Raw genomic sequence first — 12,512 nt, forward strand, 5'->3', positions numbered from 1 at the left:
ACGAGAACGCCTCAGGAGCGGCTTCCGCTCGGGCTGACCGGTTGAATTATGTTTCTATTGTCATCCACATATCCCTCAGTGAGATGCGGAATGTAAAATGCGATGAAAGTGACGAACAGGTCGTCGGGAGGGCCTGTCCATCCGTGAGCGATGAAGAGCACCGCGATGTTGGTCTCGCGGGCCAATTCAGTCGCGACTTCCTGCCAATCGATCTTCTGTGAGGAGGCATCGTTGAGACGTTCGAAGACAAATACTCCCGGCTTCGGATGTCGGTTGAAGAATTGTATCGACAAGCTGGTCCGTCGCTCAATTGCAGCTCTGATCGCTTCTTCAAAAGGGAGCCGGTCATAATCGAGCAGCGCCTCAAGCAGGCGCAGTATGCCATCCTTGAGCTGATCAAGGTTGTCAAAGCCGCCGCCAATTTCGAAGTGCTCGTCAAGCACAGGACGAAGCAGCAGATTTGCTCGGTCTCCGAAAATTTCGATTTCATAGTCCTCGAAAGTTACCGATACATATTTTGAACAGAACAGGCCCGACCATCTGTACGTACTGCCTGGCAGAATTCCCCTTCGTTGAAGTAAGGATATCGCTTCTTGGTGAAGCGCGGACTGAAAGTCTGAGAGGTAGGCGTGTCCAGGGAGAATAGGTGGCCAAGACCGCTCGCTCCGAGAGACCTCAACCATTACAACTTTCGGCATTTTATCTTGATCAGTCACGCGAGCGCACCTCGACAGAGATGCAACTTGCCACTTCCATACATCTCACACCAGTAACGACAGTGACGCCTAATGGCCCATAGGCAAAAGCGCGGTTTGCCTCATCGCGGCCTGCTTCGCGGGGCCTCGCGGACGCGACCTGCTAGCGTTCCTCAATTGCCGAGAGCGACGATTTGCCGAACCAGGTCGAGAAAAGTCGCGGAGTGAATTCCCTTCTGGCTTTGATCCAATTCAACGACCTGAACGGCGACCAAACGCTTCTCCGGCACGATCACGATCAACTGTCCTCCATAGCCGTTCGCAAAGATGGCGTCTCGTCCCCAGGTGCCGCCATCGAGGATCCACCACAGATAGCCATATCCCCGGTCTTTTCGATCGGTCTCCGAATAGGTCTTGGTCGACTCCGCCGTCCATTGCGATGGAATGACGGGGACATCGTTCCATCGCCCCTTGTTGAGGAACAGCAATCCAAAACGTGCAAGATCCCGCGCGCTCATGCTGAACACATAGGCGGGAAAAAGAGAGGAATGATCTCCAATGAATGTCCCGTCACGGGCCGTGAAATCCTGCATCCCCAGGGGACGTGCAACCAGCTTCTCGAAGCTGTCAAACACGTTCGAGCCTGTCGCCTTCTCGTAGATCGCACCAAGCGCATTGAAGTCCCAGTTGTTGTAATACCAGAACGTTCCAGGCGAATGACTGCCGCGCGGCGGGCGCATCGATTTCTGGTCGCGCGTCTCGTAAGCCGCCGGGTGATAAACCCCGGAGCGGGCCATGAGCAGCTGGCGAACCGTTGCCTGCTTCTCGCCGGCCGTCAGCGACGGGGCGGTGTCGTCGATGCCCAGCTCCCCCAATGTGCTTTCGAGTTTGATCTGGCCGCGTTCGATGGCGACGCCATAGAGAGCACTCAGAAAACTCTTTCGAACAGAGCGAACATTGACCTTGCGGGTGACGTCGCCCGATGTCGCGACCACGAGGCCGTCCTGCACGATCATGACCGCGACCGGCATGTATTTGCGGGCGTAGCTCTGCACGGCGCCTTGAAGCGGAGAGAGCGGCGCGGGTCCGGTGGCTCCGAGGAACTGCCATTCAGCCCCGGGCTCGGCACTTGCCCATCCCGAAAAGACTAGCAAGGTCACGACCAGTGCTGAAAACCGCTTGACCATGGCTGGCTCGGAGATTTGGCAGAGGAGTGAGGGAGACGACTGCGGGGCGTATCACGCAGGCGAAGGCGCCGGGTTGAGCTCAGTGCTGCCCAGGCACCCGGTCATTGCCATGATGACATGCTACCCCTGTTTTGCCCGACGCGTCAAACTTTATTTCGGAAATAGCGCAGGTCGTTCCGCAGGAAATTCCCCCATGATTTGTACTGTGCATGGGGTTGATTTTGCGATTCTTCCTTCACCTCGCCCCGCTTGCGGGGAGAGGTCGGATCGCACTTGCGATCCGGGTGAGGGGGGTACCGGTCCCTCGACGATCTCACGTGTGGCGAGAGACCTCTCACCCCAACCCTCTCCCCGTAAGAACGGGGAGAGGGGGAAACAGCATCGGCTAGTCCGCCGCCTTCTCTCGCAAGTGCTGCGCATAGACGTTGATGATCAGGGCCGCCAGCAGGATCACGCCGCGGATCAGGATCTTCAGAAAGCTGTCGATGTTGACGTGGTCGAGGCCGTTATTGAGGACGCCGAGAACGAAGAGTCCGACAATGGTGTTGCCGATGCCGCCGCGGCCGCCGAACAGGCTGGTGCCGCCGACGACGACGGCGGCGATGGAGTCGAGCAAATAGGTGTCGAACTCGTTCTGTTGCGCGCTGCCGAAATGGGCGACACCGAGCATGCCGCCGATGCCGGAGCAGACCGCCGAGATCACCATGACGCTGCTTAGGATGAGCTTGACATTGAGGCCGGAATATTCGGCCGCCTCGCGATTGCCTCCGACCATGTAGACGTAGCGGCCGAAGCGCGTGTAGGTCAGCACCAGGTGTCCGCCGAGCAGCATGATGGCGGCGACGATGACGATCCAGGGGATGCCGCCGATCGAGCCGGAGCCGAGCGTCGAGATGAGGCTTGGCACCTTGTAGGCGATCTGGCCACGCACCAGGAGGGCCGAGATGCCGGCAGCGATCTGCATCATCGCCAGCGTCATGATGAAGGAGGGGATGCCGATCACGGTCAGCCCCAGCGCGTTGACGAGGCCGAGAGCAGCACAGAGCAGGAGCGCCAGCAGGATCGCGGCGACACCGGGAAGCGGGATGTTGGGAATGTTGACGTAGGATTCCTGCAGCGTGAAATAGGCGACCGCGATGCCGGTGACGTTGGCGATGCTGGCGATCGACAGATCGATCTCGGCGCAGAGGATCACGAAGGTGAGGCCGACGGCGATGATGCCGGTCACCGACACCTGCGTGAGGATGTTGCCGAGATTGTCGATCGTCGCGAAGGAAGGGCTGGCAAAGGCGAAGAAGGCGGACAGGAAAATCAGCGTCAGGAACGGGGCGATGTTGCGCATCTGCGAACGCAGAAAGGATGCAAGGCTCCGTGTGCGCTGATCCGCCGCTGGTGCCGTCTCACTGCTCGCCATTGTGCTTCTCCGTCACGCCGCTTCCAGCAGGCGGTCTTTGCTGACCGGCTCGTTCTTGAATTCCCGCACCAATGCGCCGCGCTTGAGCACGAGGATGCGGTCGGCCAGCGACAGCACCGTTTCCGGCTCGGTCGACAGCACGATGATCGCGAGCCCCTTGGCGCGGAGGTCGCGCACGATGTTGATGACGTCGTTCTTGGCACCCACATCCATGCCGCGGGTCGGCTCGCACAGCACCAGCAGCTTGGGCGGATAGGTCAGCCATTTCGCCAGCGCGACCTTCTGCTGGTTGCCGCCGGAGAGCATGCCGAGGTCGAGGCCGACCACCGGCGGCCTGATCTGGAGCTGCTCGACCTGGCGCTTGGCGATATCGCGCTCCTGCGCCGGCTTGAGCAGCAGCGACGAGATGCGGTCAAGGATGCTGATCGAGATGTTCTTGTAGACCGGCTCCTGGTGAAACAGCATGGCGCGCCGGCTCTCCGGCACCAGCGCCACGCCGGCCCGCCGCGCCGCCGCCGTGCTGGCAAAGGTCTTTGGCTTGCCGTCGACGGCGAGCGTGCCGGCGTCCGGCTTCAGCTTGCCGAACAGGATGCGCGACAGCTCCTGCTGGCCGCAGCCCATGAAGCCGTAGATGCCGAGGACTTCGCCGGCGCGGGCCTCGAACGAGACGTCCTTGAGGCTGCGGGCCAGCGACAGCTGATCGACCTTGAGGACGATCGAACTGTCGCTCGGCCGCGGCAGCATCAGATCGTCGGTGTAGCTGTGCTCGAGCACTTCGCCTCCGCGGCCGATCATGGCCTCGATCAGCGCGCCCTTGCTGGTTGCTGCGCTTGCGGTTTCCGCGACCTTCCGCCCGTTGCGGAACACGGTGACCGTGTCGGACACGCGCAGAATGTCCTCGATGAAATGTGAGATGAAGACGATGGCCGTGCCTTCTTCACGTAAGCGCCGCAGCGTCGTAAACAGCCGTTCGACCTCGGGCGGGGAGAGGGCGGAGGTCGGCTCGTCCAGGATGACGATGCGCGCGCCCGAGAACAGCACGCGGGCGATCTCGATCAGCTGCTGCAGCCCGATCGGCAGGTCGCCGAGCCTGCTCATTGGGTCGACGTCGATGCCGAAGCGTGCGAGCTGCTCGCCGGCCTCACGCGCCATGCGCCGCCATTGCACGAGGCCGAGGGCGTTGGTCGGCTGGTTACCGAGAAAGACGTTCTCCGCGACCGTGAGATCGGGTGCGACGGAGAGCTCCTGATGCACCATGGCAATGCCGGCCGCATGCGCATCGCGCGCCGAGCGGAAATGCGTTTCCTGGCCGTCAATCAGGAAGCGACCGGAGAATTCCGTGTGCACGCCGGCGATGATCTTCATCAGCGTGCTTTTGCCAGCGCCGTTCTCGCCGACGAGACCGTGGATCTCGCCGGGGAGAAGCGCGAAGTCGACACCACGAAGCGCCTCGACGCCGCCGAAGCTCTTCGTGATGCCCTGGAGTTCCAGGATGGGCTGTTGACCCTCAGGCATGCAAGATCAGATCTTGGAGGATTTCAGATCAGGAAGTGATCCTGCATCCACTGCATGCCGGCGGCATTGGCCTTGGTCACGACCGGTCCGTCGGTGACGACGTTCTTGGGAATGCCCTGGCCGCTCTTCTCGCCGCCGGCGACCGCCGCAACACCGGCGATGATCGCGCCGCCATGGATGCGGCAGGACGGATTGCGCACGGTCGCGTACATCCGGCCCTCGCTCACCGCCTGGATCGCCGGCGGCATCGCGTCCACACCGCCGATCAGGATGTTGGTGCGGTTGTGCGCCTTCATGATGTTGGCGGCCGCCAAAGCCATGTCGTCGTTGTGGAAGAACGCCGCGTCGATCTGCGGATATTTGGTCAGATAGGTTTCCCAGAGCCGCGCGGTCTTGGAGACGTCCCAATCGGCCGGCTGGGTGTCGAGCACCTCGATACCCGGGAACTGCTTCACCACCGAGTTGAAGCCCTTGGCACGGCCCTGCGCACCGGTATGGCCGAGCGCGCCTTGGGTCATGATGATCTTGCCCTTGCCGCCCATGGCGTTGCAGAGCGCCTGCGTCACCGAGGCCCCCATGAACTCGTTATCGGGGGCAAGGAAGGAGTGGACGTTGATCTGGTCAAGCGGCGCAATCAGCGTGTCCATGTCGATGACAGGTGTGCCGGCGTCGATCATCTTCTGCACGGGCTGGGTGAGGGTGCCGATGCCGAAGGCCTGGATCGCGACGAAATCCCATTTCTGCGAGGCCATGTTGTCGATCGCCGCGCGCTGCTTCACTGCGTCGAGCTGGCCGTCGAACCAGGTGACTTCGACATTGAACAGCTTGCCCCAGAATTCCGCGGCCTGCTTGCCCTGGGCGCACCAGGTCGCCTGAAGGCCTGCGTTGGAGAACGCCGCCTTCAGCGGCTTCTCGCTTCGTCCAACTTCGGCTGCAAGTGCTGGGTTTATGCCCATGCTGCCGAGGATGGCAGTCGCGGCGCCGGCGGTCGCTGCCGCCTGAAGAAGATCGCGCCTCGTCGTCGAGAAATCTTTCGTCCCGGACATCGCTCGCTCCCATAAATTTTATCGTCGGCGCGTCATTGATTGCGCTACCGAGACGGAAAGTGTCTCACAAGAGTTGATGCCACTCAATGTGCAATCAACGCGGAATCGTCGCGGGGTCTTGGTGCAGCGCAAAGCGCTACGCTGTGATGCCGGCGAAGGCTTCGATGTCCGTGAGAAGCTGCTCCCATGCGCATGACATCTCGGGTGACCATTCATCGCCGAGCAGGTCTCGCAGCGTATCCCTGATGACGGTGAAGAAGGCGATGAACAGCTGGCGAGGCGTGCCGTACCCATCGTGCGAGGCGACTTCGCAGGCAATCATCCGGAATTGGCCACTGCGCTCGCCGGCGAAGTCGAGGGTCGCCTCGATCGTCAGTGCAAGCATCGATCCCATCACGAGTTCGCTGCCTTGGGACCGGAACATCGCCCGCGTTTCGGGATGCTCGCTGAAGAGCCGTTGACAGACGAGGGGCGTGAGATCGGCGCAGCGCCAAGCCGCAAGCTCAAAGCTTTGCTCGATCGGGTTGGGAGAAGTACTCATCGGCCCATCAGCCGCAGATAAAAAAAGAGCGGGGCCCTAGCCCCGCTCAAAAATTGTGTCGACCCTATTATCCCCGATTCTAAGATTTGATCTTGATTGGCGGGGCGACGCTGCGTTTTGCGCGCCAGGGGCTCCTCCCGAGACTTGGACCACCAGACCTCAACCTCACGGTCAGGCCTGAGCAAGGGGGATGCTAGATCAACTTTTCTCACTTGTCATCATTTTCGGCAACGATTGTTCAAAATTCGAGCAGTTGACGCAATGATCGGGCTGTTAACCCCTTAAGTATATGACAAATATAAGAATTATGTGGGTATTTCAGGTCGGGCGGACTGCCACAAATGGTGGACGCGGTCCCCCGGCGGGTCCCGCCGAACATATTTTTCGAGAAATTTGCGCAGCCCCAACCAGCTGGCCGAAGTGACCTCGACTCGGACGAGGCGTGGTGTTTAGTTAGCCCGGCCAACGAATGGTTCGGCGGATGCGCGGACGGCTGCAAAAATTCCTACCGATTGTCTTGCTCGCGCTGGTGATGCAGGTGCTGGCGCCGATTGCCGCGTGTTGGGCGGCCGGCCAGGCCGTTGCCGATCCGCTTGGCGCCGGCGTCATCTGCCATAGCGCCGGCGAGCAGGGCGGCCCGAGCGGCCAGAATGGCTCGCCGACCGCACATGCCGGCGCCTGCGCGCTGTGTTGCCTCGCGCAGGCCAACGCATCTTTCGATTCGCCGCCGCAGGCAGCGTTCTCCGTTCCCTTCCGCCACGCCGAACGCGTGGCGTGGCACGAGGCCGCCGCGTCCGTTGTCGCACCCCACAAGGGCTTAAGCGCGCAGGCGCGGGGGCCTCCCCACTTTTCCTGACGACCCTTCGTGATTGCCTCGGTTCATCCGTTGGCGATTGATGCTGTCGAATGGCCGGAAAGAAAGCCGGCGTCAGGAATGCCCCATGTTATCTCGTCATGCCCGCTGCGGCGTGAGTGTCGTTGCCGTTCAGGCCGCGCTGCTTGCCTCGTCGAGCGGCGTTTTCGCCCAGGGCAGCCCAAGGGAGCTGCCAAGAGAGCTGCCCGCAGTGACCGTCGACGCCCCCGCGACTGTGAAGCCCAAGCCGCGCAAGCCCGTGCAGACCGCCGGCACCAGGAGGAATTCGGCAAATCCGGCGGCCGAACGGCCGGCCTCGGCCGCTGCAGCCGATGAGCAGGGCGCGGGCAGCGCCCGGGCATCGCTCGATCAGCCGGCGGCGGTGGCGCGCTATCAGCTGCCGCAGCGCTCGTTCAGCATCACGGCAAAGCAGGTCGACGAGACTATCAACCTCAAGGACCCCGAGGACGCCGTCAAATACATGCCGAGCCTGTTCGTGCGGAAGCGCAACGACGGAGACAATCAGGCGGTGCTCGCGACCCGAAGCTGGGGCCTGAACTCCAGTGCTCGAACGCTGATCTATTATGACGACCTGTTGATCTCGGCGCTGATCGGCAACAACAACTCTGGCGCCGCGCCCAAATGGAATCTGATCTCGCCCGAGGCGATCGGACGGGTTGATTTCCTGAATGGTCCCTTCGCGGCCGCCTATCCCGGCAATTCCATCGGCGGCGTTCTGCTGATCACGTCCAAGATGCCGGACAAGCCGTTTGCGGTTGCCAAGGAAACCGTCTCGGTGATGCCTTGGAATCAATACGGCACCAAGGACACCTACGTGACCAGCCAGACCAGCGCCGCCGCAGGCAATCGCGACGGCAAACTATCCTGGCTTGTCAGCGCGAACCATCTCGATAGCTACCAGCAACCGTTGTCTTACGTGACCAACGGCAGCCTTCCCGCGGGAACGACGGGAGGTTACCTTGCCCTCAACAAGACAGGTCAAATCGCGGATGTGGTCGGCGCAGGCGCGTTGGCGCATTCGCAGCAAACCTCGGGCAACCTTCGGGTAGCCTACGACGTCTCTCCGCTGGTGCAAGCCACGTACTCATTCGGTGTCTGGAACAATCATCAGACGTCGGATCCCCAGACCTATCTGAAGTCCACCGTGACCGGTTTGCCGACTTTCGCCGGCATCACCGGCTTTGCCAGCAACAAGTATACCTGGGATCAGACTCACATCAGCAATGCGGTTGCGCTCAGAAGCGACACCAAGGGGACGTTTGATTTCGATTTGTCTGCGTCGAGCTACAACTATCTCCATGACACTTTGCTCAATCCCTATACCGTGGTCCAGTCGCCGGGGCTCGGCTACTCGCTCAATGGCAAGGCGACACGGATGGACGGCACCAATTGGCAGAATGCGGATGCCAAAGGCATCTGGCGTCCGTTCGGCATTGATGGTCCGCACGAGATCAGCTTTGGCGTGCACGGCGATCGCTACCGGCTCGAAAATCCCGTCTACGCCTCGACTGTCTGGTTCAATGCGCCCTCGACCGGCAACGGACAGCTTTATTCGACCGGTGTCGGCGAGACGCGCACTGAGGCCCTCTGGGCGCAGGACGCCTGGAAGATCACCCCGATCGTCAAGCTGACGCTTGGCGGACGGCTGGAGAGCTGGCAGGCGGTCGAGGGCTTCAACCTCAACACCACGACGACGGGCGCCGGCGTCGTCACCTCGGCAGTGCCGACGTGGCAGCCGGGGCTGTCTTCAACCAACTTCTCGCCGAAGGCATCGCTGTCGTTCGATCCCAACAAGGACTGGAATGTCACCGCGAATTTCGGCGAAGCCTACCGCTATCCGACGGTGACCGAACTCTATCAGAACATCAGCGTGGGCGGCGTCACCTATCTCGCCAATCCTCTGCTGTCGCCGGAGCAGGATTTCACCGGCGAACTCAATCTCGAACGGCGCTGGGTCGACGGACGGGTGCGGCTCACCATGTTCGGTGAGCGGACCAACAATGCGCTGATCTCGCAATCGACCACAGTGACGGACGCAAGTGGGGCTCAATCGGTGCAGACCGCGGTCAGCAACGTTGCGGCGATCCGCATGCAGGGCGTGGAGTTGTCGGCGGACAAGGACAATGTGCTGGTAGGCGGCCTGCAAGTCTTCGGCAGCGTCATCTACGTCGATTCCAGGATCATCTCCGATCCGAACTGGAAAGGCCCGACCAGCGTGGTCGGCAAGCGCGTACCCTTCGTCCCTGACTGGCGCGCCAAGTTCGGTGTTACCTATCGGCCGAACGACAGCTGGGCCTATACGGTTGCGGCGCGCTATAGTGGCAAGCAGTATTCGACGTTGGACAACACCGACAGCGTTTCGCACGTCTACGGCGCCTTCGATAACTTTTTCGTTGTGGACTTGAAGATCCACTACAGCGCGACGAAGAATTTCGCGTTCGACTTCGGCATCGATAATCTCTTCAACGAGCAGTATTTCCTGTTCCACCCGTTCCCGGGGCGAACTTTCGTTCTCGCCGGCAAGTACACATTCTGACAAATGAGACTCTCAACGACGACAAGAAAGGCAACCGACATGAACAATCTCTCACGCATTCTCGCGCTCGCGGCGTTCTCGGCCGTTGTGATCGCGGCTCCCGTCCGCGCCGACGACGTCAAGGCTGGCGATCTCGTCATCTCGCAAGCGTGGAGCCGGGCAACGCCGGGCGGTGCCAAGGTCGCCGGCGGCTTCCTGACCATCGAGAACAAGGGCTCTGCACCCGACAAGCTCGTGGCAGTTACCGCTGAGATCGCCGGTAAGGCCGAGGTTCACGAGATGGCAATGGACAATGGCGTCATGAAGATGCGTCCGCTGGACAAGGGCCTCGTCATCGAGCCGGGCAAGACCGTGAAACTCGCTCCCGGCGGCAACCATCTGATGCTCCAGGATCTGAAGGGTCCGTTCAAGCAGGGTGAGAAGGTGCCGGTGACGCTCGAATTCGAAAAGGCTGGCAAGGTCGTCGTCTCGCTCGATGTCCAGGGCGTCGGTGCCCAGGCCCCCGGGGGTGGGGGAGGCATGATGATGAAGAAGATGCCCGATCATTCGGGAATGAAGATGTGATGCGTGTGATCTAATTTCCGGGAGATCGAGTATGTCGAAGGCACTCTGGCTGATCCTGATGGCTGCGCTGGCCGCGTCACCTGCGGCGGCGCATGTTTATCTGGAAGGCAAGCAGGCTGCGGTCGGTGCATCCTACAAGGCCGTCTTCGCCGTGCCGCATGGCTGTTCCGGCTCGCCGACGGTCAAGATCCGCGTGCAGATCCCGGAAGGCGTGATCGCAGTGAAGCCGATGCCGAAGGCCGGCTGGAACGTCGATGTCGTGGAGGGCCAATATACCAGTGCGTACGACTATCACGGCAACAAGCTGACCTCGGGTGTGAAGGAAGTGGTGTGGTCCGGCGGCAAGCTGCCGGACCACAATTACGACGAGTTCATCGTCAGCAGCTTCCTCACCGACAGCCTGAAGCCGAACACCACGCTGTATTTTCCGGTGGTGCAGGAATGCGAGAAGGGCGTCAGCCGCTGGATCGAAATCCCGGCGGAGGGCGCTGGGCATTCGCACGACGACAAGTCGCCGGCGCCCGGCGTGAAGCTGCTGTCCAAACCGTAATGCGTCTTCTCGCTGCGTTCGCGATGCTGCTTGCCATCGCCGGCACTCCGACCAGCGCGTCGGCACATGCGGCGCTGATCTCGGTCGAACCGGCGAGCGGAAGTATCCTTGCGAGCGCGCCGAAGGCGGTGGAGCTGCGCTTCAACGAGGCGGTGACGCCGGGCGCGATCCAGTTGATCGACGGTGCGGGCAGGGCGCGCGACGATGCGCGTGTCACGACATCGGGCGAGGCAATCACGGTTGCGATGCCGCCGGACTTGCCGAAGGGCACCGCGGTCGTGAGCTACCGGGTGATCTCGCAGGACGGTCATCCCGTCGCGGGATCGGTGATCTTTTCGATCGGCGCGCCGACGGCCACGCAGCCCCGGGCCAAAGCGGATGGCCGATTGAGCGCGATGATCTGGTTGTCTCGGATCGGTCTCTATCTCGGGCTCTTCGTCGGCGTCGGCGGCGTGTTCTTTGGCCGCTGGATTGCTTGGTCGATGACGGCCATGAGGGTACCGCGCGCAGCGCTGCTTTTGGGTCTGCTAAGTGCCGCTGTCTCGTTGGGCGTGTTGGGTCTCGATCTCCTTGGGCTGCCGCTGGCGGCGATCGTGACGGCGGCTCCTTGGACCATCGCATTTGCGACCAGCGCCGGCCTCGCCTCGAACGTTGCCATCGCGGCGATGCTGCTCGCGCTGATGGCGCTGAGTCGCGTGTGGTACGCGCGCGCTCTTGCGGTCGTCGCCTTCATCGGTGTTGGCCTATCGCTCGCCATGACCGGGCACGCGGCAACGGCATCGCCCGAGGTGCTGACGCGACCGGCGGTCTTCGTCCATGGCCTCGCTGTCGCCTTCTGGATCGGCGCGCTGACGCCGCTTGCAGCGCTGCTGTCGAAGCCGACACCGGCGGTGCTACCGCTCCTCAATCGCTTCTCGCGCATCGCAGTGCCGGTGGTCGCCGCGCTGGCGTTGACCGGTCTCGTGCTCGCAATCATCCAGCTTGAAAAGCCGGCGGCGCTGGTCGAGACGACCTACGGCCTCATTCTCTCGGTCAAGCTCGTGCTGGTCTTGTTCCTGCTGGCGCTTGCCGCGCTCAATCGTTACAGGCTCACACCGGCGCTGGTGAAAGATCGGGGCGTCGCAACCGTACTCAAACGCTCGATCCTGCTCGAATGCGCTGCCGCGCTCAGCATCTTCGCCGTTGTCGCCGGCTGGCGCTTCACGCCGCCGCCGCGGACCATCGTGCCGGAGACGCCCCTGGCGATCCACATCCACACCGACAAGGCGATGTTCCAGGTGCTGGTGTCCCCAGGCAAGGCCGGCGTCGACGATTTCGTGCTCCAACTCATGACCGGGGAGGCGACGCCGCTGCAGGCCAAAGAGGCGAGCCTGACGCTGAGCCTGCCGGAGCGCGGCATCGAGCCGATGGAGCGTGACGCCGAACTCGGGCCTGATGGCTATTGGCACGTGCGCAAGGTCGAGTTGCCCTTCGCCGGCCGCTGGCATGTGCGGATCGACGCGTTGGTGACCGATTTCGAGAAAATCACACTCGAGGACGACCTCGAGGTCGCGCCGCCTTAAGGCGAGCACGGTTCGAGTCGAACCTGAA

At 61.9% G+C, this 12,512-nt stretch carries 11 protein-coding genes; 5 read left to right on the top strand and 6 right to left on the bottom strand.

Features of this window, described 5'->3' with window-relative positions; genetic code table 11:
• Positions 1-11: 11 nt before the first annotated feature.
• The 6 genes from JQ587_RS04740 to JQ587_RS04765 form a co-directional block, all read right to left on the bottom strand.
• On the bottom strand, positions 12-716 hold the full coding sequence (locus JQ587_RS04740) for a hypothetical protein (RefSeq protein ID WP_212424541.1): 705 nt from the start codon (positions 714-716) through the stop codon (positions 12-14).
• A 152-nt stretch (positions 717-868) separates the two neighbouring features.
• Positions 869-1,882 (bottom strand): serine hydrolase domain-containing protein, encoded by a 1,014-nt coding sequence (locus tag JQ587_RS04745; RefSeq protein ID WP_212424542.1) that lies wholly within the window; start codon positions 1,880-1,882, stop codon positions 869-871.
• Between the two features lie 385 nt (positions 1,883-2,267).
• Positions 2,268-3,296, bottom strand: coding sequence for an ABC transporter permease (locus JQ587_RS04750; protein WP_212424543.1), 1,029 nt, complete (start codon positions 3,294-3,296; stop codon positions 2,268-2,270).
• A 12-nt stretch (positions 3,297-3,308) separates the two neighbouring features.
• Entirely contained in the window at positions 3,309-4,811 is a 1,503-nt protein-coding gene (locus JQ587_RS04755; protein ID WP_212300907.1) for a sugar ABC transporter ATP-binding protein, read from the bottom strand.
• A 23-nt stretch (positions 4,812-4,834) separates the two neighbouring features.
• Positions 4,835-5,857 carry a sugar ABC transporter substrate-binding protein gene (locus JQ587_RS04760; protein ID WP_212300906.1) on the bottom strand — a complete coding sequence of 341 codons (1,023 nt, stop codon included), beginning with the start codon at positions 5,855-5,857 and terminating at the stop codon, positions 4,835-4,837.
• A 136-nt stretch (positions 5,858-5,993) separates the two neighbouring features.
• A complete protein-coding gene (locus JQ587_RS04765) occupies positions 5,994-6,398 on the bottom strand; it encodes a globin (RefSeq protein WP_212424544.1) in 405 nt (134 codons plus the stop codon).
• 481 nt (positions 6,399-6,879) lie between these two features.
• On the opposite strand from JQ587_RS04765, the gene JQ587_RS04770 reads away from it, so the two are divergent.
• The 5 genes from JQ587_RS04770 (at position 6,880) to JQ587_RS04790 (ending at position 12,484) form a co-directional block, all read left to right on the top strand.
• Positions 6,880-7,254: a DUF2946 domain-containing protein gene (locus JQ587_RS04770; RefSeq protein ID WP_212300904.1), complete on the top strand. Its 375-nt coding sequence runs from the start codon at positions 6,880-6,882 to the stop codon at positions 7,252-7,254.
• Between the two features lie 85 nt (positions 7,255-7,339).
• On the top strand, positions 7,340-9,808 hold the full coding sequence (locus JQ587_RS04775) for a TonB-dependent receptor (RefSeq protein WP_249154176.1): 2,469 nt from the start codon (positions 7,340-7,342) through the stop codon (positions 9,806-9,808).
• A 39-nt stretch (positions 9,809-9,847) separates the two neighbouring features.
• The gene (locus tag JQ587_RS04780; RefSeq protein ID WP_212424546.1) at positions 9,848-10,372 is read left to right on the top strand and encodes a copper chaperone PCu(A)C; all 525 of its coding nucleotides are present in this window, start codon (positions 9,848-9,850) and stop codon (positions 10,370-10,372) included.
• A gap of 31 nt (positions 10,373-10,403) precedes the next feature.
• Entirely contained in the window at positions 10,404-10,922 is a 519-nt protein-coding gene (locus JQ587_RS04785; protein ID WP_212424547.1) for a YcnI family protein, read from the top strand.
• Entirely contained in the window at positions 10,922-12,484 is a 1,563-nt protein-coding gene (locus tag JQ587_RS04790) for a copper resistance CopC/CopD family protein (RefSeq protein WP_212424548.1), read from the top strand. Before JQ587_RS04785 ends, JQ587_RS04790 begins: the two co-directional genes overlap by 1 nt.
• The last annotated feature ends 28 nt before the right edge of the window (positions 12,485-12,512 follow it).

Source organism: Bradyrhizobium manausense, from assembly GCF_018130615.1.
GTDB classification, from domain to species: domain Bacteria; phylum Pseudomonadota; class Alphaproteobacteria; order Rhizobiales; family Xanthobacteraceae; genus Bradyrhizobium; species Bradyrhizobium manausense_A.